The organism is Candidatus Mycobacterium wuenschmannii, from assembly GCF_030252325.1.
Lineage (GTDB): Bacteria > Actinomycetota > Actinomycetes > Mycobacteriales > Mycobacteriaceae > Mycobacterium > Mycobacterium wuenschmannii.
This window is the reverse complement of the sequence record NZ_CP126981.1, coordinates 1,287,467-1,312,274: the sequence shown is the minus strand read 5'-3', so window position 1 is coordinate 1,312,274 and position 24,808 is coordinate 1,287,467. Positions and strand designations below refer to the sequence as shown.

General features: G+C 66.9%; 26 protein-coding genes. 13 read left to right on the top strand and 13 right to left on the bottom strand.

The window, feature by feature from the left end:
- Positions 1-50: 50 nt before the first annotated feature.
- Positions 51-662: an LGFP repeat-containing protein gene (locus PT015_RS06380; protein ID WP_285189665.1), complete on the bottom strand. Its 612-nt coding sequence runs from the start codon at positions 660-662 to the stop codon at positions 51-53.
- A 123-nt stretch (positions 663-785) separates the two neighbouring features.
- On the opposite strand from PT015_RS06380, the gene PT015_RS06375 reads away from it, so the two are divergent.
- Complete coding sequence (locus PT015_RS06375) at positions 786-1,223, top strand: GNAT family N-acetyltransferase (protein WP_285189663.1); 438 nt, start codon at positions 786-788, stop codon at positions 1,221-1,223.
- A 25-nt stretch (positions 1,224-1,248) separates the two neighbouring features.
- On the opposite strand, the gene PT015_RS06370 is transcribed toward PT015_RS06375, so the two are convergent.
- The 3 genes from PT015_RS06370 to PT015_RS06360 all read right to left on the bottom strand — a co-directional run bounded on the left by PT015_RS06370 (position 1,249) and on the right by PT015_RS06360 (position 3,549).
- Complete coding sequence (locus tag PT015_RS06370) at positions 1,249-2,847, bottom strand: PPE family protein (RefSeq protein WP_285190961.1); 1,599 nt, start codon at positions 2,845-2,847, stop codon at positions 1,249-1,251.
- Positions 2,848-2,983: 136 nt separating this feature from the next.
- Complete coding sequence (locus PT015_RS06365; protein WP_285189661.1) at positions 2,984-3,199, bottom strand: DUF3072 domain-containing protein; 216 nt, start codon at positions 3,197-3,199, stop codon at positions 2,984-2,986.
- 56 nt (positions 3,200-3,255) lie between these two features.
- A complete protein-coding gene (locus PT015_RS06360; RefSeq protein WP_285189660.1) occupies positions 3,256-3,549 on the bottom strand; it encodes a hypothetical protein in 294 nt (97 codons plus the stop codon).
- Positions 3,550-3,610: 61 nt separating this feature from the next.
- On the opposite strand from PT015_RS06360, the gene PT015_RS06355 reads away from it, so the two are divergent.
- Genes PT015_RS06355 through PT015_RS06345 form a run of 3 tightly spaced genes read left to right on the top strand, consistent with a single transcriptional unit; the run spans position 3,611 to position 5,339 of the window.
- Complete coding sequence (locus PT015_RS06355) at positions 3,611-4,246, top strand: class I SAM-dependent methyltransferase (RefSeq protein WP_285189659.1); 636 nt, start codon at positions 3,611-3,613, stop codon at positions 4,244-4,246.
- Positions 4,247-4,249: 3 nt separating this feature from the next.
- Positions 4,250-4,663 (top strand): DoxX family protein, encoded by a 414-nt coding sequence (locus tag PT015_RS06350; RefSeq protein ID WP_285189658.1) that lies wholly within the window; start codon positions 4,250-4,252, stop codon positions 4,661-4,663.
- A gap of 46 nt (positions 4,664-4,709) precedes the next feature.
- Positions 4,710-5,339, top strand: coding sequence for an FKBP-type peptidyl-prolyl cis-trans isomerase (locus tag PT015_RS06345; protein WP_285189656.1), 630 nt, complete (start codon positions 4,710-4,712; stop codon positions 5,337-5,339).
- Here PT015_RS06345 and hrpA read toward each other — a convergent pair.
- The 4 genes from hrpA to PT015_RS06325 form a co-directional block, all read right to left on the bottom strand.
- Positions 5,323-9,231, bottom strand: coding sequence for an ATP-dependent RNA helicase HrpA (gene hrpA / locus PT015_RS06340; protein WP_390887941.1), 3,909 nt, complete (start codon positions 9,229-9,231; stop codon positions 5,323-5,325). The two genes, PT015_RS06345 and hrpA, sit on opposite strands and share 17 nt — an antisense overlap.
- Before the next feature lie 16 nt (positions 9,232-9,247).
- On the bottom strand, positions 9,248-9,574 hold the full coding sequence (locus PT015_RS06335) for a DUF1330 domain-containing protein (RefSeq protein ID WP_285189654.1): 327 nt from the start codon (positions 9,572-9,574) through the stop codon (positions 9,248-9,250).
- 39 nt (positions 9,575-9,613) lie between these two features.
- The gene (locus PT015_RS06330; protein ID WP_390888000.1) at positions 9,614-10,420 is read right to left on the bottom strand and encodes a lytic transglycosylase domain-containing protein; all 807 of its coding nucleotides are present in this window, start codon (positions 10,418-10,420) and stop codon (positions 9,614-9,616) included.
- A gap of 155 nt (positions 10,421-10,575) precedes the next feature.
- Positions 10,576-10,965, bottom strand: a complete 390-nt coding sequence (locus PT015_RS06325) for a DUF732 domain-containing protein (RefSeq protein ID WP_285189652.1) — start codon at positions 10,963-10,965, stop codon at positions 10,576-10,578.
- Positions 10,966-11,099: 134 nt separating this feature from the next.
- Between PT015_RS06325 and PT015_RS06320 the strand changes: the two genes are divergently transcribed.
- Positions 11,100-12,161: an epoxyqueuosine reductase gene (locus PT015_RS06320; RefSeq protein WP_285189650.1), complete on the top strand. Its 1,062-nt coding sequence runs from the start codon at positions 11,100-11,102 to the stop codon at positions 12,159-12,161.
- Here PT015_RS06320 and PT015_RS06315 read toward each other — a convergent pair.
- Positions 12,158-13,387 (bottom strand): osmoprotectant NAGGN system M42 family peptidase, encoded by a 1,230-nt coding sequence (locus PT015_RS06315; RefSeq protein WP_285189648.1) that lies wholly within the window; start codon positions 13,385-13,387, stop codon positions 12,158-12,160. The two genes, PT015_RS06320 and PT015_RS06315, sit on opposite strands and share 4 nt — an antisense overlap.
- 140 nt (positions 13,388-13,527) lie before the next feature.
- Between PT015_RS06315 and PT015_RS06310 the strand changes: the two genes are divergently transcribed.
- Together PT015_RS06310 and PT015_RS06305 are read left to right on the top strand one after the other, a co-directional pair.
- On the top strand, positions 13,528-13,944 hold the full coding sequence (locus PT015_RS06310) for a ferritin-like domain-containing protein (protein ID WP_285189646.1): 417 nt from the start codon (positions 13,528-13,530) through the stop codon (positions 13,942-13,944).
- A gap of 38 nt (positions 13,945-13,982) precedes the next feature.
- A complete protein-coding gene (locus PT015_RS06305) occupies positions 13,983-14,429 on the top strand; it encodes an SRPBCC family protein (RefSeq protein WP_285189645.1) in 447 nt (148 codons plus the stop codon).
- Here PT015_RS06305 and PT015_RS06300 read toward each other — a convergent pair.
- A complete protein-coding gene (locus PT015_RS06300) occupies positions 14,422-15,852 on the bottom strand; it encodes an FAD-dependent monooxygenase (RefSeq protein WP_285190960.1) in 1,431 nt (476 codons plus the stop codon). The two genes, PT015_RS06305 and PT015_RS06300, sit on opposite strands and share 8 nt — an antisense overlap.
- A 224-nt stretch (positions 15,853-16,076) precedes the next feature.
- On the opposite strand from PT015_RS06300, the gene PT015_RS06295 reads away from it, so the two are divergent.
- The 4 genes from PT015_RS06295 to PT015_RS06280 all read left to right on the top strand — a co-directional run bounded on the left by PT015_RS06295 (position 16,077) and on the right by PT015_RS06280 (position 20,774).
- Positions 16,077-16,769 (top strand): 5'-methylthioadenosine/S-adenosylhomocysteine nucleosidase family protein, encoded by a 693-nt coding sequence (locus PT015_RS06295; protein ID WP_285189644.1) that lies wholly within the window; start codon positions 16,077-16,079, stop codon positions 16,767-16,769.
- Positions 16,770-16,823: 54 nt separating this feature from the next.
- Positions 16,824-17,279 carry a Fur family transcriptional regulator gene (locus PT015_RS06290; RefSeq protein WP_285189643.1) on the top strand — a complete coding sequence of 152 codons (456 nt, stop codon included), beginning with the start codon at positions 16,824-16,826 and terminating at the stop codon, positions 17,277-17,279.
- 36 nt (positions 17,280-17,315) lie between these two features.
- Positions 17,316-19,520, top strand: a complete 2,205-nt coding sequence (gene katG / locus PT015_RS06285) for a catalase/peroxidase HPI (RefSeq protein ID WP_390887940.1) — start codon at positions 17,316-17,318, stop codon at positions 19,518-19,520.
- Positions 19,521-19,607: 87 nt separating this feature from the next.
- Complete coding sequence (locus PT015_RS06280; protein WP_285189642.1) at positions 19,608-20,774, top strand: glycosyltransferase; 1,167 nt, start codon at positions 19,608-19,610, stop codon at positions 20,772-20,774.
- A 1-nt stretch (position 20,775) separates the two neighbouring features.
- Here the strand turns inward: PT015_RS06280 and PT015_RS06275 are convergent, their stop codons facing one another.
- Together PT015_RS06275 and PT015_RS06270 are read right to left on the bottom strand one after the other, a co-directional pair.
- Positions 20,776-21,528, bottom strand: a complete 753-nt coding sequence (locus tag PT015_RS06275; RefSeq protein ID WP_285189640.1) for a DUF1906 domain-containing protein — start codon at positions 21,526-21,528, stop codon at positions 20,776-20,778.
- Positions 21,529-21,531: 3 nt separating this feature from the next.
- A complete protein-coding gene (locus PT015_RS06270) occupies positions 21,532-22,383 on the bottom strand; it encodes a class I SAM-dependent methyltransferase (RefSeq protein ID WP_285189639.1) in 852 nt (283 codons plus the stop codon).
- A 61-nt stretch (positions 22,384-22,444) separates the two neighbouring features.
- On the opposite strand from PT015_RS06270, the gene PT015_RS06265 reads away from it, so the two are divergent.
- The gene (locus tag PT015_RS06265; protein WP_285189637.1) at positions 22,445-23,485 is read left to right on the top strand and encodes a class I SAM-dependent methyltransferase; all 1,041 of its coding nucleotides are present in this window, start codon (positions 22,445-22,447) and stop codon (positions 23,483-23,485) included.
- A 99-nt stretch (positions 23,486-23,584) separates the two neighbouring features.
- Positions 23,585-24,394 carry a glycoside hydrolase family 16 protein gene (locus PT015_RS06260; protein ID WP_285189635.1) on the top strand — a complete coding sequence of 270 codons (810 nt, stop codon included), beginning with the start codon at positions 23,585-23,587 and terminating at the stop codon, positions 24,392-24,394.
- Between the two features lie 57 nt (positions 24,395-24,451).
- Here PT015_RS06260 and PT015_RS06255 read toward each other — a convergent pair whose 3' ends face one another.
- Entirely contained in the window at positions 24,452-24,781 is a 330-nt protein-coding gene (locus PT015_RS06255; protein WP_285189632.1) for a hemophore-related protein, read from the bottom strand.
- Between the last annotated feature and the right edge of the window lie 27 nt (positions 24,782-24,808).

Sequence of the window (24,808 nt, the reverse complement as noted above, 5' to 3'; positions counted from 1 at the left end):
TGGCGATGATGATGCCGAGCCAATTAATCTGCATTTCAAGGCTTTTCGCGTCACAGGCCCGAGGGCACGACCTTGTCGTTCACCGTCACTTCGACCGCACCGGTCGTCGGGGTGTACGCGATCTTGCCGTGCTCGAAAGTCGACACCAATTGATCGCCGACCGCGTTCACGTCGCTCGTCGGAAACCCCAACGGGCCTGCAGAGCCGTTTTCGCCCGTGACCGCCGGTGTACCGTCCGGGGCACGTTGGACGTTCCAGGCCTCGCGGACCTTGCCCGTCGTGATGTAGGCGGGCGTGCCGGGCTCGTCGTTCTTGGCGGTGATGGCGCCGCCCTCGAACTGCTGGAATATCAGGCCGCTCTGGCGTGTGCCCGCGTTGTGGTCACCCGTCAACGCCTTGCCGAGGGCATCTTTCTGGCTTTGGGTCGCCGATGAGTACTTGGCTGCGATCGGGCCGGTGAGCGTCACCTCTGCGCCACTCTCCCCGATCAGCTTCACCTCCGCGGGCTGCGCTTGCGATGTCGACGTCGACGTGGCGCTCGCCGCCGTGTGAGGCGGTGCGGAGGCGTCGACGCTCTTGTTGCTGCTGCTGCAACCTGCAGTGATCAGCGCGGCGGCGACCAGGCCGACGATTGACGCGTTGCGGTATCCGACCGTTCTCATGAGCTTCCTCTCGCGTATTGCTCTGCATAGCCTTCGTACCTCCGAACGACCTTACGACGTGGTCACAGGGCACGTGCAAGACGCAGGAGCCGAACCCGCAGTGCGCCGTGCTGCAATTGCTGAATGGTGACCGCGTTGCCCACCGTCGAGTTCTCGACAGATCCGGCACGGTTGGACCGCGACTGGCTGTGGACCGAATTGACCGAGCACACGTATTGGGCGAAGTACCGCACCCGCGAGATGTTCGACCGGCAACTCGACTGTGCCTGGCGGGTGGTCGGCGCATATCGAGCCGTCGATGGCGCCATGGTCGGGTTCTGCCGCGCGTTTTCGGACGGAGCGGCCATGGCCTACCTCGCCGATGTGTACGTGTCCCGCAACGAACGCGGTGGCGGAATCGGACAAGGGCTGCTGCGGGCAATGATCGACGACGGGCCGGGCCGCGACTTCCGATGGATGCTGCACACCGCCGACGCACACGGCCTCTACGAAAAATTTGGCTTCGCGGCGCCCGATTCCACGTATATGGAGCGGTCCACTGGCCTACCGAACGTCCGGTGACGAACGGAGGCGACGCTGAGCGGCCCTAGCGTTCAGTGTCGTCGGCCGGGTTCCAGCCGCTCGGGATCATCGGCATGCGAGGGCTGTCGCCGAACTCGTCGCCGGCAATGGTCGCCAAGCCCGCCGCCGTGGCAGCACTCTTGGTTGCTACACCACTGAAGCCCATTGTGCCGGAACCTCTTTCGGAGCCGGTGGGCGCAGGCCTCTCCCATTCCGGGGCGACGTCGACATTCATGTCCATGAACTCGTCGGCGTTGTCGTGGCGCCGCAGCTGTTGGCGTCGTCGCGTGCGCGCCGCTTTGCGTGCCGTCGTCGCCGCTGCCACCGCAGCCGAATCGGCTTCCGGTGCAGGTCGTTTCGCCCCGGCCGCAGCGGCTGCGCTGTTCTTGGCACCGAACCCGATAGCCGGTGGGGCGACGGCATAAGGCGGAAACGGTGGGGATGCATTCGCGGCCAGCGGCGCCGGTGACGCCGGGGCGGTCGCGGTGCTGGCCGGCGCGGGCGCCGTCGTCGGGCTAGCGCTCGAGAACGCAGTCGGGGCCGCACCCGGCAGTACCGTGGCCCCGGCCACCGCCAACACGGGCGGGGCGGGCTGTACAAGCACCGGCGCGGGGGGTGGCGGCGTCACGCCTGCCAGACCCGCAAGACCGCTCAGCGCGCCGAACGGAGCAACCGCAAGGACGAACGGCGCGACGAACAACTGTGGTTGCGCCGGGAGCCAACTCGTCAGCTGCGCGAGATGCGTCGGGTAGTCGAACAGCACGAGTTCGGAGACAAACTCGAAGGCGGCCGTCGGGTTCTCCGCGAGCAGGTTCCCGAATTGCTGGAAATCGGAGAACAATTCGAGTGATCGCGCGGTCCACCACAGCGGATCCGAGGGGCTGGCATAGTCCTCGAACGGCAATCCGTTGAGGGTCCCCTCGGCCGGATCCCAATTGATTCCACCAAGACGCAGGATCTCCGCGACGAACTGATTCAGTGGGCTGTCGAACCCATGCTCGTGGTCATGGTGATCGTCCTCGTCTCCGTGGTGTTCGCCGTCGTCGTGGTCGTCGTGGTCATGATCGTGCGGGTCGGTGGCATCGGCCCGCAGGATCGGCGGCGGTTCGTCGGTCAGGGGCGCGGCGGCCACGGCCGCATCTGCCACCGCTTGATAGGTCGTCATGGTGGTGGCGGCCTGAACCCACATGCGCACGTAGTCGGCTTCGTTGACGGCAATCGGAATCGTGTTGATGCCGAAGAAGTTCGTCGCAATCAGCGCTCCATGGACAACATGGTTGGTGGCCAGCTCCGGCAACGTCGGCATCGCGGCGAGCGCTCCGGTGTAGGCCGTCGCCGCTGTCTCGTGCTGCGTCGCGGACGCGGCGCTGTCCGCACTGGCCCGCGTCAGCCACGCGAGGTACGGGGCGTGCGCCGACACGTAGGACTCCCCACTGGGCCCCTGCCAGGCCGCCGCCTGCGTCGAGGCCAGAACCTCGGCGAGTTCCTCGGCAACCGAGGCGTACTCGACGCTCATCGACCGCCACGCCGCCGCTGCGGCGAACAACGAGGCCGGCCCCGGCCCGCTACTCAACAGCGCCGAATGCACCTCAGGCGGCGAGGCCATCCAGATTGGTGCGGACAGCAGGGTGCCTGCGGCAGGCGACGTCATCTCCGGCAACTCCTGGGCTGGACAAGCTATCGGGTCGCCGCCACGCTAAATGACAATGGTTGTCGTTATCAACGACGTTGACGGGATTCATGTCAAAGGCATAAATCCCCTATTCCGCGCCGCGCCCGGTGCTGTGCTGCAACTCGTCGATCAGGCTTGACGCGTCGGCCTTGCTGAGACCGTCGGGCACCTCGCGCCCGGCTTCCTGAGCGAGTGTGTGCAGGTAGCTGCGCTGCGGCCCCGTCATCGGCTCATCGCCGGTCACCCAGTCCGCCGGGTCTTTCTCCGCCGTCTCGTTCGGCGCTTGTTGCGTGTTGTCGCTCATCGTGCGATCACCTCCGGACAGGGAGTAACCTTCGCACGGATGTTCGAAACATCGGTCTAATCCGGTTCGGGAACCGAGGCCTGCCATCGGGCGGCGCGTTGCGCGTCGGTCTGCTCCCACCAGGGCGGCGCGCCGCGCTCCCCCAGCGCGACCTTCGCGGCATGCACACCGGCCCGGGCCGTCGACTCCTGTGGAGTCCCTTTGGTGGAGCGCACCTTTCGACGCCAGGCCATCAAGATGCGTACCAGCTCGTCACGCCGGTCTTGTGGAATCTTGGGGTCGGTGGCTCGCCACTTGCGGCCGTCGATCAGCAGGTAGTGCCCGTCGTCGGCGGTCGGGGGCTCAGCCATGAACGGATGGTAGTCGCGCGGACGCGACCGTTGTCTCCGCTTTGTGGCTACCGTGAGGTGCATGGCGGCATCCTGGAGTAACCGCGTGAAGTTCGCGCTGGCCGGCGAAATTCTCGAGGCGGCGAACCCGCTTCTACCCGGCCACCCCCACCGTCGCGTCGTGGATCTCGTCGCCGATTCGGGCTCGTCGCCGCGGGTCCTGGAGCTTTGTGCGGGCACGGGCTATGCGTCGCGGCTGTTGGCGCGCCTGCGGCCCGACAGCTCGATCGTCGGAATCGATGTCTCGCCGGAGATGATCAGCGTCGGCCGTAAAAAGCTTCGCGCCCAGCGTGTTTCGAACGTCGATTTGCAAGTCGGCGACATCGCCGCGTTACCGTTCGACGACAACTCGTTCGACGCGGTGATGGCGGTGTTCGGGTTACACGAAGTGCCGGAGCCGGCACGCAGCGCGGGCATCGCCGAGTCGATGCGCCTGCTGCGGCCCGGTGGCGTGTTCGCCACCGTCGATCTCGATCGGCCGCCGCCCCCGGCGGGTCTGCTGAGCGATGTCTACCTTGCCGTGATGGAACCGCAGCACGCCAAGGACGTCTGCGGCGATGGCCTTTCCCGGATGCTCACCGCCGCTGGGTTCGATGTGACGTATCACCGCGGTGCTCGGGGCCTGGGGATGGCTCAAACGGTGCTTGCGACAAGCTGATTCATGGCGACGAACGTAAAGCTGTCCCTCGCCCGCCACGGTGCGCGCGTAGTGCTCGGCGCCTTCCTAGTCTTTGCCGGGATCAGCCATCTGACCTTTGCGCGCGACACGTTTCGCGCCCAGGTGCCGCACTGGCTTCCGCTCGACGCCGACTTCGTCATCGTGGCTTCCGGGGTCGTGGAGATCCTGCTAGGCGCGAGCCTCGTGGTGCTGACGCGGTGGCGAGTGCTCCTCGGATGGAGCGCCGCCGCCTTCTTCATCATGATATTCCCTGGCAACCTCTCTCAATTCGTCACCCATACAAATGCTTTCGGATTGGACTCCGATCTCGCGCGTGGCGTGCGACTGCTGTTTCAGCCCGTCCTTGTCGTGTGGGCGCTGTGGTGCACCGGGGCATGGGCTGCCTTTCGCAGCTAGACGGCCCGGCCGAGCGTGCCGCACGCGCGCAGGTAACGTGACCACCGTGAACCTCTCGCGTATCTGCTCCTCTGCCGGCATCGCCGCCTGCGCCGCATCGGCCGTTGTCGCGGTCGCCGCGTGCAGCTCCGACAAGCCGGCCGCGTCGCACACGTCCACCGGACCGGCCAGCGCGCCCGCCATGACCGCGCCCGAGGCGCCGGCGACAACGGACACCGGCTGCCCCACCCAGGCTCCTGCACCAGGCGGTGCGCCGGAGTGGACGGTGAGCGGGGCGACCGGCAGTGTCGCCGTGACCGGTTCGACGGACAAGACCGCACCACTGATCACCGTGACCGAACCGTTCAGCGTTGGCGAGACCCAAGTGCACACGCTGCAGGCCGGCGACGGCCCTGTGGTGGCGCCCGCGGCGACAGTCTCGGTCTGCTACATGGGCGTCGACGGCCGCGATGGAAAGGTGTTCGACAGCTCTTACGACCGCGGCACCCCCGCCCAGTTCCCCCTCGACGGCGTGGTACCCGGCTTCCAGAAGGCGATCGCCGGACAGAAGGTCGGCTCCACCGTGGCCGTCGCGATGAGCTCCGCCGACGGCTACCCCGAGGGCCAGCCCCAGGCCGGCATCCAGAAGGGCGACAGCCTGATCTTCGCGATCAAGATCCTCAGCGCGGGAAGCTGATCTGGTCGATCGCCCGGTAGACGCGCTGTTCGCTGACCGGGCGAGGTGTGCCGAGCTGTTGGGCCCACAGGCTGACTCGTAATTCCTCGATCTGCCAGGCGATCTCGCGGATATCGGTGTCGGTTCGGCGCGCCGCGGGTAGCCCTTCGACAACCTCGTCGTAGGCGTCCTGGACCGCGCGCACGCGCTCCATCCGGTCGCGGTCGGCGTTGGTCGCGTGTGGCAACTGGTCGAGGCGCCGGCGAATCGCGGCCAGGTAGCGGGTGAGGTCGCCGAGGCGTGCGTTACCGGTGCGGGCGACAAAGCCCGGCGCGAGCAGGCGATCGAATTGTGAATGCACGTCGGCGACCGCGTCCGCCTGGGTGGGTGACGCCTGCGTAGGCAGTGCCAGGCGCGCTTCCTGCGCCGCCGCCAGGACCTTCTCGACGCGAGCCATCGTGGCCCGGGTATCCGCTGGGAGGCTTGCGGCCACCAGTTCACGAAGGGCGACGAACTCGTCGTGAGTCCACACCGGTCCGGCGATCGACGCGTCGACCGCCGCCTCTACGCAGTCGTCGATCAAGGCGTGCAGCGACCCATCGGGATTGGTGCCCAGCAGCAACTTGGTGCGTGGGTCGAGTTGCCGTTCAACGCTTTTCGGTGACATCGAAATGGTCAAACGTAGGAGACGGCGCAGGCCGGCGCGCGCCGCCTGTTGCTGCTGGGCGGACGTCGTGAAGACGCGTAGGTCGACGGCGTTACCGGTGTCGATGAAGCCGGGGAATCCGCGGACCGCGCGTCCGTCGACAACGCGCTCGATGACGCGGGGTAACTCCGCGAGCTCGTTCGGCCAGTCCCGCAGCCCTTTTCGTTCGACATCGCTCGCCAGCGCTGTCGCGACGGCCTGTCGGGCCGGCGCCGCCAGCCGCTCCTGCAATGCGGCCAAGTCCTTGCCGCGGGCCAGCTCCGTGCCTTCGGGTGACTCGACGGCGAACGTCACTCGCAGATGTGCGGGAAGTTTATCGAGATCGAACGCGTCGATCGGCACCAGAATGCCGCTGCGGCGCTGCAATTCGCGTTGTAAAGCCGCCAGCAACGGTTCCTGCTCGGTGTCGATCGTGGCAAGCACCGCTCGCGCGGTGTCCGGTGCAGGAACGAAGTTGCGGCGCAACTCTTTCGGGAGAGACTTGATGAGACCCGTGACCAGCTCCTCGCGCAGCGCCGGCACCTGCCAGGCGAACTCGTCGCCGCCCAGTCGGGCAAGCACGTCGATCGGGACATGGACAGTCACGCCGTCATCGGTCGCGCCCGGTTCGAAGCGGTAGGTCAACGGAAGCCGGACGTCGCCGCTCCGCCAGGTATCCGGGCGGTCGGTGTCCGCGTCGTCGACGGTGCGCAACAGGGCGTCGCGAGTGAAGGTGAGTAGCGCCGGTGTCTCGTGTCGTTGCTTGCGCCACCACCCGTCGAAATGACGTGCCGAGACGACGTCGGCGGGGATGCGACTGTCGTACCACGCGAAGACGTCGTCGTCGCTGACCAGGAGGTCGCGCCGGCGCGCCCGCTCCTCCAGTTCCTCGAGTTCGGCGCGCAGTGCGGCGTTGTCGCGGAAGAAGTGATGGCGAGTCTGCCAGTCTCCGTCGACCAGCGCGTGCCTGATGAACAGATCCCGCGCCACCGCCGGTTCGATCCGGGCGTAGCCGGTGCGACGGCGCGCCACCAGAGGAAGGCCGTACAGCGTGACTCGTTCGAAGGCCATCACCTCACCGCGCTTTGCGTCCCAATGCGGTTCGCTGTAGCTGCGTTGCACCAACTCCCCCGCGCTGCGCTCCACGATCTCGGGCTGAACCCGCGCGGCGGTTCGACCGAAGAGTCGGCTGGTCTCGACCAACTCGGCGACGACGACCCAGCGTGGCGGACGCTTGGCAAGCGCCGATCCCGGCACGAGTACGAACCGCGAATTGCGCGCTCCCAGATACTCGCTCGCGTCCTCGCGGCGCATTCCCACGTGCGACAGCAACCCCGCCAGCAGCGCAGCGTGGACCCGGCCAGCATCCGCCGGCTCGTCGCTTTCGGCGATCCCGAGGTCGCGGGCGATGCTGCGAAGTTGGCCGACCAGATCCTGCCACTCCCGGATGCGCAGGTAGTGCAGAAACTCGTTACGACACATCCGCCGAAACGCACTGCCCGATAGAGTGTTTCGCTGCTCACGCAGATAACGCCAGAGGTTCAGATACGACATGAAGTCGGAGTGCTCGTCGGTGAATCGGGCATGGCTCTGGCGGGCCGCCGCTTCACGGTCGGTGGGGCGTTCGCGAGGGTCGGGGATTGTCAATGCCGCGGCCACCACCAGGATTTCGCGCACGCACGCCTCGGTGTCGGCCGCCAGGATCATCCGCGCGAGCCTCGGGTCGACGGGCAGGCGGGCCAGTCGGCGGCCGAGGTCGGTGATGTCGCCCTGTCGATCGAACGCACTCAGTTCCTGCAGCAATTGCACGCCGTCGCGGATGCTGCGTCGGTCCGGCGGGTCCAAGAAGGGAAATTCCTCCACGTCCCCCAATTCCAGCGCCGCCATCTGCAACAGCACCGCGGCCAGGTTCGTCCGCAGGATCTCGGGATCGGTGAAGCGCGGACGCGTGGTGTAATCCTGCTCGGAATACAGGCGGATGCAGACTCCGGGAGCGACTCGCCCGCACCGGCCGGCCCGTTGAGCGGCGGAGGCCTGCGATATCGGCTCGATCGGCAGGCGCTGCACCTTCAGTCGGCGACTGAACCGCGAGATGCGTGCGGTGCCGGGGTCGACGACGTACCGGATGCCGGGCACCGTCAGGGATGTCTCGGCGACGTTGGTTGCCAGCACCACACGGCGTCCGGTGTGCGGCGCGAACACTCTTTGCTGCTCCGCCGTCGGCAACCGGGCATACAGCGGCAATACTTCGGTATTCTTCAGTGCGCTCAAAGCCTCAGCGGTGTCGCGTATTTCGCGCTCGCCGGACAAGAAGACCAAGACATCGCCCGGTGGCTCTGATTCGAGTTCGTGGATGGCGTCGACGATTGCCTCGATCTCGTCGCGGGTTTCGGTTCGCACGATCTCGTCGTCTGGGTCGTCCGGATCCTCCTGTGCCGCAAGCGTAACCGGCACTTCCAGCGGCCGGTAACGTACTTCGACGGGGTACGTGCGGCCGGACACCTCGATCACGGGGGCGCCCCCGAAATGCGCCGCGAAGCGTTGCGGTTCGATCGTCGCCGACGTGACGATCACCTTCAGTTCGGGCCGCCGCGGCAGCAGGTCGCGGAGGTAGCCGAGCAGGAAGTCGACGTTGAGGCTGCGCTCGTGGGCCTCGTCGATGATCAGCGTGTCGTAGCGCATCAGGCGACGGTCGCGCTGAATTTCGGCGAGCAGGATGCCGTCGGTCATGAGTTTGACCAGGGTGCGGTCGCCGACCTGATCGTTGAATCGGACTGTGTAGCCGACGGTTTCGCCGAGCGGGCTGCCCACTTCGTCGGCGATGCGCTGCGCCACGGTACGGGCCGCAAGCCGGCGGGGCTGGGTGTGCCCGATCATCCCCCGCACGCCGCGGCCGATGTCGAGGCAGATCTTGGGCAACTGGGTCGTCTTCCCAGACCCGGTTTCGCCGGCGACCACGACCACTTGGTGATTGCGCAGCGCGTCGGCGATCTCCTGACGCCGTTCACTGATCGGAAGCGCCGGATAGCCAATCGTCGGGACGGTGGCTCGACGCGCGACCACGAGGCTTTCCGCGGCGGTGATCTGGTCGGCGAGCTTGGCCAGTTTCGCAGGATCGGCGCCGCGGATACCTCGTAACCGCCGGCCGAACCGCGCGGCGTCTCGCAGGGTCAGACCGTCGAGGCGCGCGCGCAGGTCGGAGACGGACGGGGCAACCACCCGCGCCACGATAATTGGCGGCTGGTCAGCGGTCTCGCCCCAGGATCGGACGCAGATCGTCGAGGCGGTCGAACAGATGCCAGATGTAGTCCGACGATCCGTCCTCGCGATGCGGATGCAGGTCTTCGAGCAGCGGATCGTCGCGATAGGAGTCGAACGCCTCGCGCGACTCCCACTCGACGAGGATCAGCACCTGGCGAGGCTCGACATCGCCGAGGATCGCTTCCTGAAACTGACCCAGCGCGACGACCCGGCCACCATGGGCGTCGACGGCTGCCGGCGAGCGCCGCGCGTATTCGAGATACTCCGCGCGGTTCGCGACGTTGAAGAGGTTCAATGCGTAGATCGACACCTCGGGACCATACATCGCGGCCCTCGACAAGGACGTGAGCTACTGCGGGTGGGCGGCGATGTAATCCGCCGCCGGGATCGGCGAGGCTTCGGCATATCCGATGGGCAGCAACACATCTCCCGCGGTGGTGCGGCAGTAGACGTCCCACCGGTAATAGCCGGCGAACGCCGCGGGGTCGCCGCCGATCAGCGCGGCGTACTGGTTGACCGCGCGGACGTAGTCGGCGGCGTGGTTGTAGCGGTAGATGGCGTGGTCGTGGTCGTTGGCGAAATTGTTCGCGGCCAGGTAGCGGCCCGCGGCGAGGATGCTGTCGTGCGGAGAGTGGATGTCGCCGCCTTGTCCGTAGGCCGCGAACGTCGCGGGCAGGAACTGCATCGGACCCTGCGCGTCAGCGGTGCTCACTCCGTCGATGCTGCCCAGGCGGGTCTCGACGAGATTGATGGCGGCCAGGTAGTTCCACGCGACGCCGGTGTCCGATTCCGCCTGGTGGTAGTAGCCCAGCAGTTGGTCGGCCGGCGCGGGCGGCACGATGCGCCAGGCCGGCAGCGTCGTGCGGGCCGGGGTGATCGCGTTGAGCGCGCGGCGCGCGTCGACGTTGCGGTCGTACGTGTCGAGCAGCGCTGCGGGGATGCGCGGCCGGGCGGCCGCGTCCCAGTCGGGGTGCAGGCCGAGCGCGCGGTACGCGGCCTGCTGGCGGTGCGCCGCCGCGACGACGCCCGCTTCCCCGGTCGAGGGATCCCGCAGCGCGTGTTCGTCGGCCACCAGGTCGTCGGCGACCTGTGCGGGAGTTGATGCCAGCCGAGGCTGCGCGCCGTCGGGTGGCTTGGGCGCCGCGGCCACCGTCATCGTGGTCGGTGGATTCGGGTCAGCCGCGGCGCTCGGTGCCTGCGGTCCGGGCGGATGCGAGCAGCCCGCGAGTATCAGCGTGGTCGCGGCCAACGCCGGCAACACGGTCGCGCTCGTACGGCTCATCAGTCACTTCCGTCCTGGTTGCCGCCTGACTATAGAGCCCCCGGCAGCGCCGGCAACGGGAATTCGGGTGCCGGGTAGTACGGCTGCTGCGGCGCCGGTTGCGCCGCCGACGCCCCGCCGGCGATGTGCTGCGGGCAGTAGACGCTCTCCGCGATCTGGGTGAACCTGGTTGCCGCCGCGGCTGAGAACCCCGCATTCTGCTCCGACATGCTCTTCGCGATGTCGGGTTCGGAGTGGCCCTGATCCATCAACTGGCAGGCCCGCCGGCCGATCGCGACGGCGTCGGGGCCCGCCTTGTAGGTGATCCCGGCGTTGTTCAGCGCACCCAGGAAGGCGGTGTCCGCGCTCGGGTCGGCGTGGGCCGGCGCAGCCAGACCGATCATGGTCAGTGCGCCTGCGAGGACGACGCGAGTCCACATTCCCCCATCCTCCTCGGAACCGGGGGCGCGCTCTACGTCGATTTCTGAAGTACGGCAGCTATTTCTGTCCCATTCACCTCGGAGATGAAAAGCACGTCGCGCGCCGTAGCTGAGTATAGTCTAGTATATTCAGGGTGACGCCTCAGCTACCCCGCCGTCTTGCCGAGCATCCGACCGTACGCAAGGTGATCGCGGATCAAGCGGATCGCCCCGAACCCAGCGACGTCATCGACGCCGCCTGGCTGCGATCGATCTGCCTGTCGGCAGGTGCCGACGATGTCGCTTTCGCCTCGGTGAACAACCCGGATCTGGCGTCCGAGGCTCCGCATGTCCACCAAGCGCTGCCAGGTGCCCGCAGCTATATCTCGCTGGTAGTCAAGATGAATCGCGAGAATGTGCGATCCACCGCGCGCAGTGTCGCCAATCAGGAGTTCCACCGCAGCGGCGAAATTCTCAACGAGGCCGCTCGGGAGATCACCCGCACTCTGGAGGATCGTCGGTACCGGGCGCTGAACCCGTCGGCGACGTTTCCGATGGAGATGGACCGCTTCCCGGGCCGCATCTGGGTGGTGGCGCACAAACCCGTCGCCGTAGCGGCCGGCCTCGGCGTCATGGGCATCCATCGCAACGTCATCCACCCGCGGTTCGGCAACTTCGTCCTGCTGGGAACCATCCTGGTCGATGCCGAGATCAGTTCGTACGGGCAGCCTTTGGACTACTCGCCGTGCCTGGAATGCAAGCTGTGCGTGGCAGCCTGCCCCGTAGGCGCGATCGGCAAGGACGGCGAGTTCGACTTCTTCGCCTGCTCGACGCACAACTACCGGGAATTCATGGGCGGCTTCACCGATTGGGCGCAGACCATCGCCGACAGCTCCGACGCGGCCGACTTCCGGTCCAAGGTCACCGACTCCGAGAACGCGTCGATGTGGCAGAGCTTGTCGTTCAAGCCCAACTACAAGGCCGCGTACTGCCTCGCGGTGTGCCCGGCGGGCGACGAGGTCATCGAGCCTTACCTCGACGACCGCAAGGAGTTCATGGACCGAGTGCTCAAACCGTTGCAGGACAAGCGGGAAACGCTCTACGTGCTACCCAACTCGGCCGCAAAGGCGTACGCGGAGAAGCGGTTTCCGCACAAACCGGTCAAGGTCGTCGACGGTGGCGTCGCCGGCCGCGCCGCCGATCCGCCCACTGCCTAGGGCACGTCCGACGGCGGCCAGTGGGTCCCCGGGGACACATCGCCCGGGTCCGAATGCTCGCCCCGCGACAACGGCACCCACTGTTCGCTCGGAGCGGGCTGCTTCGATGACGGGAAGTCGCTGAGCTTGCCCGATGGGTGGGCATCCCATTTCGCGAACGTCAGCGGGGTCTGCAGCCACGCGTGCAGCAGGTTGTAGGTCGCCTCGAGCGACTCGATGTGGGTGCGCTCCCAGCCGTGGCTGCCGTCCAGTCCGAAGCCGACCAGCGCGGCCCGGGTGCCCGCGCCGGCCTCGATGGCCGCGGCGGCGTCGGATCGGTAGTAGCGGAACACATCTCGCGCGTAGGGAATCTTGTGTTCTTCGGCGAGGCGGCACAGCTTGCGGGTCAGGTGGTAGTCGAACGGACCGTGCAGGTCGGCCATCGGGATGGTGACGCCGTCTTCGATCGAATGCTGTCCCGGCGCGCACACCGCGTTGTCGACCGACACCAACTCCGCGACGTCGGACGGCAGACCGTCGCTGGCGCCGTGGCCGACCTCCTCGGTGATCGTGACCATGATCGTGGTGCGGTGTGGCAGCACGATCTTCTCTTCGGCGAAATTGCGCGCCAGCGTCAGCGCGACTGCGACTCCGGCCTTTCCATCAAGATGACGCGAAACGATGAAGCCGTCGGCGGCCAGTTCCGGACTGGTGATCAGACCGACGAAATCGCCCACCTGGATGCCGAGCTTGACGAGGTCCTTGCGGCTGGACACCTTGCGGTCGATGCGGACCTCGACGTGCTCCCAGTCGGTCGGCTGGGTGTCGATCTCGTCGCCGAAGGCGTGACCGCTGGCCTTGAGCGGCATGACCGTGCCGGTGATGAACTCCTCGGGGTCGTCGCTGAAGATGCGCACCCGCGCCCCGGTGGCGAACCGGGCCGAGAACGTGCCGACGGGGATCAGCTCGAGGCGGCCGTTGTCTTTCAACGCCCGGACCATGCAGCCGATGGTGTCGGCGTGCACGACCAGGGCGCGGTCGGTGGTCTCGGATTTTCCGGGGAGCTCGGCGATGAGCGCGCCGCGGCGGGTCAACGAGAACGGCACGCCGAAGTCGTTGAAGATGTCGCCGATCAGCTGCATCACGGCGTCGGTGCGTCCGGATGGGCTCGGGGTCTGCAGCAGGGCCAGCAGCGTGTCGATCATCCACGCGCGGTCGGACTTGGGCATGGCCGCGGTTTTGCCCACGTTGTCTCCCTCATGCTCGTTTCGAATGACATCCAACCAGCACCGTTGCTGTGCGTCCGGCCCGCACCGCGGGCTCGACGCTCAGCATCGAACGTAATGGTCAGGTTTCAAGACCGGCGTCCCGGGTGATACCTCTCGCCATGGACAAGACCGGCTTCATCGCGAGTCTGAACGAGGATCTGGGCACCGAATATCAATCGATCGTCCAGTACATCCAGCACGCCGCGACGATCAAGGGGCCCGAGTACCACTCGATCGCCGAGGAGATCGACACCCATCTCTCGCAGGAGTTGGAGCACGCGAAGATCCTGGCCCAGCAGATCGACTTCCTCGGCGGCAAGCCGACGGTAAAGGTGCCGGACGTGCCCGACGTGGCGGACGGTGTCGCGGCGCTGCGGGCCGACGTCGAGTTGGAGGAGCGTCAGCTGCAGCGGTACCGCAAGCGGGTGGCCGAGGCCAACGACTTGGGCCTGCCGGACGTGGCGGAAGCGTTGCGGCCGTTGCTGCAGCAGACCCAGGACCACGTTCGCGAGTTGCAGGACGCACTCGAGGGCTGACCGCCCACCCGCGGCTGGGCGCTGGCAGTATTGCCCGCATGGCTGTCACCGAATCTCGTCAGGTCGTCATCGAGGCGACGCCCGACGACATCATGGACGTGCTGTTCGATCTCGAGTCGCTGACCGAATGGTCCTCGGCGCATCAGCGGGTCGAAATTCTCGAACGAGATGACGAGGGCCACCCGACCAAGTCGCGGCAAGTCGTCAAGATCGTCGGCATCACCGACGAGCAGGTGCTCGACTACTCCGTACATGATGACGGTGTCAGCTGGACATTGGTCAGCTCCAAACAGCAGCGTGCGCAGGAAGGTCGCTACCGGTTGACGCCCGACGGCGACTCCACCACGGTCGATTTCGAGCTGACCGTGGACCCGACCATCGCCATTCCGGGGTTTCTGATCAAGAAGGGCGCCAAGGGGCTGATGGAGACGGCCACCGACGGCCTGCGCAAGCGTGTGCTGAAGGTGAAGAAGGGTGCTAAGTAGCCGGTCCGAGCCAGGTGTGGAGCGCGTCGGTCAGGCCGGCGTCGGAGCCGGCGCCCACCCAGGCCACGTGGCCGTCGGGCCGGATCAGCACCGCACTCGGGCCGTCGATCGTGCCGATAGCCGGAAGTTCCCACGGGCCGGGGTATTTCGCGTCGACGACGCGGAGCCGATCCGCCCAACCCGATACCGAAACGGTGCCGGGGTCGCCCAGATTGACCAGCGCGGCGCGTCCGCCGTGCAGCAGCGTGAAAACCCGCACCGGCTCGTCATCGACGATCAGATCCACATCCGGCATGCGACGCCCGACCAACGGGTGCTCGGCGCCGAGGTCGTAGTGGATGTCGAGCCCGGACATCATCGCGGCGAAGCGCCGGCGGGGTTCGCCCATGGTCAGCAGGTCAGACATGATGTCGCGGAGCGCTTTTGACCGGGCGTCGTCTGGGCGGCGCAGCAGATGCATCTGGGCCATGGTGTTTCGCAGCACGCGCGCGCCGATCGGATGCCGTTCGGCGTGGTAGCTGTCGAGCAGGCTGTCCGGCGCCGCCCCGCTGACGACCGCGGCCAGCTTCCAGCCGAGATTCACCGCGTCCTGGATGCCGGTGTTCAAGCCCTGACCGCCGATCGGATGATGCACATGGGCGGAATCCCCCGCGAGCAACACCCGGCCGGCGCGATACGACACGGCCTGCCTGGCCATGTCGGTGGCGCGGAAAATCCAAGTGGGACTGTGGATTCCGTAGTCCGATCCAAACACGGCCACCAGCGCCCTGCGCAGATCGTCGAGACCGGGTTCGGTGCCGATTTCGATCTCGGCCTCGGTCACCATCACCCGTGTGGGCCCGCCGTCGACCGGTGCGCTCAGCGCATGGACACCGACGGCGTCGTGCCGGATGCCCCACTCGGGTTCCTCGCGGGCGTCGAACGACAACTCGACCTCGGCCAACAGGTAGCTCATCGTCGCGTCCCAGCCGGCGAAATCGATGCCGGCCGATTTCCGGACGGCGCTGCGTCCGCCGTCGCAGCCCGCCAGATAGCCCGCCCGGATCCGGTGATCGCCGGAGATGAGCACATCGACCCCGGTGGCATCCTGGGTGATGCCGAGGACCTCACGCCCGCGGTAGATCGGCACACCCAGTTCGTCGACCCAGTCGCCCAGGATGCGTTCGATGTGGCTCTGCCACAACGCAAGTCCGTACGGGTGGCGCGTCGGAAAGTCGCCGATGTCGAGCCGGATCTGCGCGAAGCCGGCAAGCTGCGCAACTTGGCCGCACGCCAGAAAGCGGTCGGCGATCCCCCGTTGATCGAGCACTTCGATCGTGCGAGCGTGTAAGCCGCCGGCTCGCAACCCGCGCAATTCCTGACTGGCGCGGCGTTCGACGATCGCGACATCGATTCCGGCCAAAGCCAATTCGGCCGCCAGCATCAGACCGGTCGGTCCCGCCCCGGCGATGATCACGCAATGTTCGGTCCGCACGTGACTCCCCCACAGTCGCTGAGTTGTTGCTTTGAGCTGCGATTTTGCGCCGTCACCCGGGTCTTGCCGCAAGCCCCCGGTTGCGCTATATGTTGAAAGTGGAACGGGGTCTGATCTCCGTTCTTCTTTTGTATCTGGCCCAACTGCCATTACCTCTGCATACGATGGCCGCCGTGATCGCACTGCTGTGTGCCATGCCGCTAGAGCTGCGCCCGCTGCGACGACGGCTACGGCTTCGCAAGACCGAGTTCGGCCACGTCGGCCGGACCGGCGACCGGCAGGTGATCGCGACCGTCAGCGGGATCGGCACGGAGTTGGCGCGCGCCGCGACAATCCGCCTGCTCGACGCGGTGGACGTCGACTGGGCGATCGTCGTGGGAGTTGCCGGTGCCATCGACAACCAGACGCCGATCGGGACTTTGGTACACCCTCGGCTGGTGATCGGCGCCGCGGACGGTGCTGTGCATCAGCCGACGCCGCTGCAGATCGGCACTCCCCACGGAAAGCTGTTGACCACCGACGAGTTGCTCCTCGACCACGAGCGGCATGCCGCCCTACGGCGGGACGGCGTGCTGGCGCTGGACATGGAAACCGCTGCCGTGGCGAAGGTGTGCAGCGATCGGGGCGTCCCTTGGTCTGTGGTGCGGGGTATCAGCGACCGGGCCGGCGACGGCACCGTCGACGCGGAGATTTTCGGCCTCACCCGCCCCAACGGCCGGGCCGACGTGCCCGCCGTGGGTCGCTATGTGGTCAAACATCCTGGTGGCCTTGCTCGCCTGCTCCGCCTCGGCCGAGGGTCCAGCCTCGCTGCTCGCCGGGCCGCCGACGCCGCGATTACGGCCGTAAGCAGGTCGATTAATTCTTGATCAAATCCAAATTAGGTCTTGACTGACTCCAGACGGGAGCGAATATTTGGGGTCGTGTCGTCATCGTCGACGGATTTCTCGGCACAGCTACGGTTGGCCGATCTGCGTGTGACCCGTCCCAGGGTCGCGGTACTCGCAGCCGTCCACGACCACCCGCACGCCGATACCGAGACGATCCTGTCGGCGGTTCGCAGCGGCCTTCCCGATGTCTCCCGCCAGGCGGTGTACGACGTCCTCAACGCGCTGACCGCGGTGGGCCTGATTCGCCGGATTCAGCCCCTCGGCATGGTGTCGCGCTACGAGTCGCGAGTCGGCGACAACCACCATCACGTCGTCTGTCGTTCGTGCGGCGTGATCGCCGACGTCGACTGCGCCGTCGGTGACGCGCCGTGCCTGACGCCGTCGGATGAAGACAACGTGCTCGCCGGCTTCGTCCTGGACGAGGCCGAGGTCATCTATTGGGGACTATGTCCCGACTGCTCGACAGTGACGTCCCGATCACAACCGTGATCACAGCCCATTTCACCCACCCCTGAAAGGAACGCAGTGTCCGATACAGCCCAAAAGGGCAGCAACAGCGAGAACCCGGCGCTCGACAGTCCGTCGCCGAAAGGCGATGCGCCACTGACCAACCAGGACTGGTGGCCCAACCAGATCGACACCACCAAGCTGCACCCACACTCCCCGCAGGGCAACCCGCTCGGCGATGACTTCAGCTACGCCGAGGCGTTCGCCAAGCTCGATGTCAACGCGCTCAAGGCCGACCTGACCTCGCTGATGACCACCTCGCAGGACTGGTGGCCGGCCGACTACGGCCACTACGGCGGCTTCTTCATCCGGATGACCTGGCATGCCGCCGGCACATACCGCATCTACGACGGCCGCGGCGGCGGCGGCCAAGGCCTGCAACGCTTCGCCCCGCTCAACAGCTGGCCCGACAACGGCAACCTGGACAAGGCGCGCCGGCTGCTGTGGCCGGTGAAGAAGAAGTACGGCAACAAGATCTCCTGGGCCGACCTACTGGTGCTGGCCGGCAACGTCGCCCTGGAGTCCATGGGATTCAAGACATTTGGGTTCGCCTTCGGTCGCGAGGACGTCTGGGAGCCCGAAGAGATCATCTTCGGCGAAGAAGGCGAATGGCTGGGCACCGACAAGCGCTACTCCGGCAAGCGTGACCTCGCGCAGCCCTATGGCGCCACCACCATGGGCCTGATCTACGTCAATCCCGAAGGGCCCGAAGGTAAACCGGATCCCGTCGCGGCTGCCCACGACATTCGCGAGACCTTTGGCCGGATGGCGATGAACGACGAGGAGACCGCGGCGCTGATCGTCGGCGGCCACAGCTTCGGCAAGACGCACGGCGCCGGCGACGCCGACCTGGTGGGTCCGGAGCCCGAGGCGGCGCCGATCGAGCAGCAGGGTCTCGGTTGGAAGAGCGCCTACGCCAGCGGCAAGGCCGAGGATGCCATCACCAGTGGGCTCGAGGTGGTGTGGACGCCGACGCCGACCAAGTGGGACAACACCTACCTGGAGACGCTGTACGGCTACGAGTGGGAGCTCACCAAGAGCCCCGCGGGCGCCTGGCAGTTCACCGCGAAGGACGGCGCGGGTGCGGGCACCATCCCCGACCCGTTCGGTGGGCCGGGCCGTAACCCGACCATGCTGGTCACCGACGTCTCGCTGCGGGAAGACCCGATCTACCGCGAGATCACCCAGCGCTGGCTCGAGCACCCCGACGAGCTGGCCGATGCCTTCGCCAAGGCGTGGTACAAGCTGTTGCACCGCGACATGGGACCGGTCTCGCGTTACCTCGGGCCGTGGATTCCCGAAACGCAGCTGTGGCAGGACCCGGTCCCGGACGTGGACCACAAGCTGGTCGACGACAAGGACGTCAAGGCCCTGAAGAAGAAGGTCCTCGACTCCGGGCTGTCGGTGCCGCAACTTGTCAAGACGACGTGGTCTGCCGTCGCGAGCTACCGCAACACCGACAAGCGTGGTGGCGCGAACGGCGCACGGATTCGCCTTGAGCCGCAGAAGAACTGGGAGGCCAACGAGCCATCCGAGTTGGACAAGTCGCTGGCCGCGCTGGAGAAGATCCAGCACGAGTTCAACGACTCGGCCTCCGGCGGCAAGAAGATCTCGCTGGCCGACCTGGTGGTGCTGGCCGGGTCCGCGGCGGTCGAGAAGGCCGCCAAGGACGCCGGCTACGAGATCGACGTGCACTTCACGCCGGGTCGTACCGACGCTTCGCAGGAGCAGACCGATGTGGAGTCGTTCGCGGTGCTCGAATCGCGCGCCGACGGATTCCGCAACTACTTCCGCGCCGGTGAAAAGGCACCGCTGGAGCACCTGCTGCTCGAGAAGGCCTACCAGCTCGGTGTGACGGCTCCGGAGTTGACGGTGCTCGTCGGTGGCCTGCGGGCCCTCGGCGCCAACCACGGCGGCAGCAAGCACGGGGTGTTCAGTGACACCACCGGCGTGCTGAGCAATGACTTCTTCGTCAACCTGCTCGACATGAACACCGAGTGGAAGGCGTCGAAGTCCGCGGAGAACGTCTACGAGGGTCACGACCGGTCCTCAGGCACGCTGAAGTGGACGGCAACGGCGAATGACCTTGTGTTCGGGTCGAACTCGGTGCTGCGCGCGCTCGCCGAGGTGTACGCCCAGGACGACAACAAGGGCAAGTTCGTCGAGGATTTCGTGGCGGCATGGGTCAAGGTCGTCAACAACGACCGCTTCGACCTGAAGTAACGCCGGATCAATCAACAGACTGCGCCCCGCGAGCTTCGGTTCGCGGGGCGCAGTGCGTTCGTTTGACAGCGCTACACTCGTCGCCCGATGAGGTATGTGCTGGCCGCGTACGGGAGTCGGGGCGATGTCGAGCCGTGTTCGGTCGTCGGTCGCGAACTGCAGCGCCGTGGTCACGACGTGCGTATCGCGGCACCGCCCAACCTGCTCGCCTTCGTCGAATCGGCCGGCCTCGAAGCGGTCGCCTATGGACCCGACTCGCATGCGCAACTGGACGATGCCGCGGGCTTCTTCGGTGGTCATGCGGGAAATCCGTACGGGGCGCTGCCGGAGGTGGTGCGGCGTGTGAGCCAGGTCTGGCTGGACAAGGGCACGGTGCTGGCGTCGCTGACCGACGGAGCCGACCTGCTCGTTGCGGGAATGAACGAGCAGCGGCTTGCGGCGAATATCGCTGAATACCAAGGCATTCCGTTGATCGCTTTGCACTTTTTCCCGTCCCGCGTCCAGCCGACCGGGGTGGTGCATGCTCAGTTGTCCAAGCGATGTGAGGAGCCGCTGCGTCGCTCGCTCGGCATGGCGGAGGCATCCGAGCCGCCGCCGCCGCTGTTCGAGATCCAGGCCTACGACGAGCGGTGCCTACCCGGGCAGCCCGACCAATGGGCGGAGCCCGGCCGGCCGTTCGCGGGCGCGCTCACCCTGCAAGCGCCCGCAGACGACGACGCCGCCGTGCTGTCGTGGATCCGCGAGGGCACCGCGCCGATCTACTTCGGCCTTGGCAGCACACCGATTTCGCCGCCGGCCGACATCGTCGCGCGGATGATCGCCGCGTGCGCGCGGCTGGGTGAACGGCTGCTGGTCTGCTCCGGGCCCAACGACCTGTCGGCATACGACCACGTCGACGGCGTGAGGTTCGTCAGCGCGGTGAACCACGCGGCCGTCTTTCCCGCGTGCCGGGCGGTGGTCCACCATGGCGGAGCGGGAACCACCGCGGCGGCGATGCGTGCCGGCGTGCCGTCGCTGATCCTGTGGCTGTGGCTCGACCAGCCGGTGTGGGGTGCCGGCGTCGAGCAGCTCAATATCGGTGCAGCCATGAGCTTTTCGGATGCCACCGAGGAGTCGCTGATGGCGAACCTTGCCGCGATCCTCGAGCCGAGGTGTCGCGACCGGGCCCGCAATATCGCCGCCCAGATGATGACGCCGGCCGAAAGTGCGACGTGCGCAGCCGATCTCATCGAGAGCGCCGCGCAGCGCGGTTAGCTCATCGGTTCAGGTCCCACTGCCCGTAGTCCGCCGCCAACACCTCGTCGACGTCGATGTGGATGCCCCCGAGCAGCGGGCCGGGATTCGCGGCGCTGTTGACCACCTCCTGGTACAGCACCGCGGCGGATTCGCGCTGGCCGTGCGACCACGTTCGGGTCTGCCACGCCCACAGGTGCCCCGCGGTGCTGGACCGACCGATGACGCCGTCGTTGATCGCCCAGTGGCACGCCTGGGCGTGCCCGTAGATCCCGGTGCGCTGCGCACCCAGCACGGAGTTGATACCGCGAAACCAGTTGACGGCCGGGCCATTCCAGATATCGAGGTTGATGTCGTCGTCGACGCTGAAGAAGATCGGCGCCGACGCGCTGCCCCCGGCGGCGGAGTGCAGGCGCAGGGCAGTGCGTGCATCGGCCACGCCGCCGTCGAATCCGCGGGTGAAGTCCGAGGGCGCGGTCCCGCCCGGCTTGCCGTACTGAAAGTTGCTGACGATGTGTAAACCCGCCGCGCGCAACGAGTCTGCGTACTCCCGGGTCAGCGGCTTGGCCTCGAAATTCGCGCCGGGCCGTGATTCCGACACGTAGTTCACCACCCCGGCATAACCGGCCGCGGTGATCTCTCCGGGGGCGATCCGGCGTTCGGCAAAATCGATCAGCCGCGGATTGTCGGCTTTGGCTCGCGGCAGGCTCAGCGGGGTCAGGCCCAGCACCGCCGCCGCCGCACTGTATTTCGCAAGATCGCGTCGTGACAGCATCATTCAGCCTCGCCGGGTGAGCAACGCGGTCGCGCTCCAGGGCCGCCGGCCCGGATGGCGCGGATTCGGCTGCGGACCCCACATCGCGGGCCGCACGAACCCCGGCAGCCGGTGAAATCGCTTGGCGGCCGCCATCAGGTGTTCCGCTTCGAGCACCCGCCAGCCCAGGTCCTCGAAGAAGGCCAGCCCGTTGTCGGGTGCGAAGACGAATGGCGCGTTCTGCTGCAGGTCGGCCATCTTCTTGTTCATTAGCCTCCTGAGACCCGGGCCGACGAAGTCGAACATCCACCACGCCACCTCCGGTCGGTCGATGGATTTCGAAAGTGCCCGCACGTCATGGTCTTCCAGGTACATCAGCAGACCCTCGGTCAGCACCAGCGCATTCGTCGCCCCGTCGAGAGCCTCGTCGAGGAACTGTGCGCGCGCCAGCGGGTCGGCGAGGTCGACCGCCGCGCGGGTCAGCCGGCACCGCGGCGTCTGGTCGGCGAGCAATTCCGTCTTCTCGGCGAGCAGCGGCGCCAGATCCGCTTCGACCCAGCCCAGATCAGGCGGCAGGTCCAAGCGATACGGCCGGGTGTCGAGGCCGGCCGCCAGGTTCAGCACCCGGTCGCAGCCGTTGCCGATCGCCTCGGCGATCGCGTCGTCGATGATCTTCGTGCGGGCCACCAGCCACCAGCCGTTGCGACTGGTCCTCGGGGTGTTGGCGACGATCGCGTGCCCCTGCTCCCCCGCCAGCAGGCCCGCGAGCGGGTCGTGGAACAACGCGTCGGCCCGTGCCGATTCGGTCGCTCGATACAGCGCGGTCCACCTGGCCGTGTCCGAAACGTGGGTGATCACATGCCCGGCGTCTGACATACGTTGCGTTATAGCATTCGGCCGCTGGTGAAACCGGGGTTGGGTCGTGTACAAGGGTCTGATGGACGTTCCGGGGGCCAAGTCCATCGATCCGTCCGTGCTGCGTGAGGCGGTGACACGGCGGTTGTATCGCCGGGCGGTGATGACCGCGCAGATCACCGTGCCCGCGGTGCCCAGCATGATCGACGAGTACGTGACGATGTGCGACAACGTTTTTGCCGCTGCGGGCGTCCAATACACCCCCGAACAATCCGCCCAGCTGAGGTCGGTGCTGACCGCGGAATTGGACAAGGCCTACGCGGCGTCGTCGCGGTCGAACATCGTGATCTCGTTCCACGCTCCGTTCGGCGTCGGGATGAACTACCGGGTCGCTACGGAATCCGTGACGCTGGGCGGCGCCTACGACGGCTGGGTCGAGACCCGCGAGGGACCGCTGTTCGGCACCGAACCCGACGCCCGGGTGTGGGCGCTGGCCGCGGAGATGGCCGACGCGGAAAGCCGTCCGGTGCTCGACATCGGCGCCGGCACCGGCCGCAATGCCTTGGCCCTGGCGCGGCGCGGACACCCCGTCGACGCCGTCGAGATGAGCCCCAAGTTCGCCGACATCATTCGCGCCGAGGCCGAGCGCGAGTCCCTTCAGGTACGCGTGCTGGACGGCGATGTCTTCGAGACCATGGACGGCGTCCGCCGCGACTACCAGATCATCGTGCTTGCCGAGGTGGTCCCCGACTTCCGTACGACGGGCGAACTACGGGGAATTTTCGAACTCGCGGCGGACTGTCTGGCCCCGGGCGGATGCCTGGTGTTCAACGCATTCCTGGCTCGCGACGGCTATGTTCCGGACGAGCCGACGCGCGAACTCGGTCAGCAGTGCAACACGATGATCTTCACGCACGACGAGTTAAGCTCTGCCGCAAAGGATTTGCCGCTTGAACTCGTCGGTGACGACTCCGCCTACGAGTACGAGCACACTCATCTGCCAGCCGATGCCTGGCCGCCGACGAGCTGGTTCGAGGGATGGGCCAGTGGTCTAGACGTGTTCGACGTCGACCGTGACGACTCGCCCATCGATTTGCGCTGGCTCGTCTACCGGCGGGCGTGAGTGCTCGCGAAACAGCGGCCAGGGCTGTCGTTGCGACCTAATGTCGACCGCTGCTTCTGTTTCGCGATGCGGCGCCGCCGCTGCTAGGGTGCTGTGCCTATGCCGGAGATGGATCGTCGCTCGTGGTTGTTGATGGCGGGAGCCGGCGTGCTGGCAGCCGCCGTCCCCGTCGCGGAGGCCGGGGCGCGCCCCAGACCACCCGCCGCCCCCGCGGGCGGCTACCTCTTCGTCGACGAATTCGACGGTCCCGCCGGATCGGCCCCCGACGCCTCGAAATGGGCGGTGGCCACCGCGCGTGAACACATCAAAGACCCGACGCACTGGGAGCTGCCCGAAAATATCGGCCAGTACCGCAACGATCGGCGCAATGTCTTTCTCGACGGCAACTCCAACCTGGTGCTCAAGGCAGCGAAGGACGGGCCCACTTTCTACAGCGGGAAGGTCCAGAGCCACTGGCGCGGCGGCGTCGGCCACACCTGGGAAGCGCGCATCAAGCTCGACTGCCTGACCCCCGGCGCGTGGCCCGCGTACTGGCTGGGCAACGACGATCAGGGCGAGATCGACATCGTCGAGTGGTACGGCAATGGGAACTGGCTCCCGGCCACCACCGTGCACGCCAAAGCCAACGGCGGCGAGCATGTGTCCGAGCGGATCACCATCGACAGCGCCTGGCACACCTGGCGATGCCAGTGGGATGCGACCGGCATCCGGTTCTGGAAGGACTACGCCGAGGGCGCGGCGCCGTACTTCTCGGCGTCGGCGGACTCGCTGCCCGATTGGCCGTTCAACGGCCCCAATTACACCGTGTATCCAGTGTTCAATCTCGCGGTGGCCGGCTCCGGGGGCGGCGATCCCGGGCCGGGACACTACCCAGCGCAGATGCTGGTCGACTACATCCGGGTCTGGTAGCCGCCGGAATGCGAATGGCGGGGCGAACCCGTAGGTTCACCCCGCCATCGGCGTAGGTCAGAAGCCGTTGCAGGTCGCAGCGACGTTGTTGATCACCGGGTAGAACACCGTGGCCTGGCCCGGGTGCTTGGCCGCTTCCTGCTGCGCCTTCACACGGCGGGTGCCGGGATCCGAAGCCAGATAGTCCTGCAGGAACTGGATTGCATCGGGGTGGCTGTCCAGGATGTTGGCGTAGCCCGGGTTCTGCTGCTGCAGCGCCGCGTGGACCTGTCCGTAGTTGCAGGTGGTGTTGATCGCCTGCTCCGACAGGCCGTCCGCGGACGCGATCCCCGCGCCAGCGAGCGCCGACAGTGCCAAGCCCCCAACTACACCAGCCAGTTTGCTCATCGAACGCGTGACCATATGTGGAACACC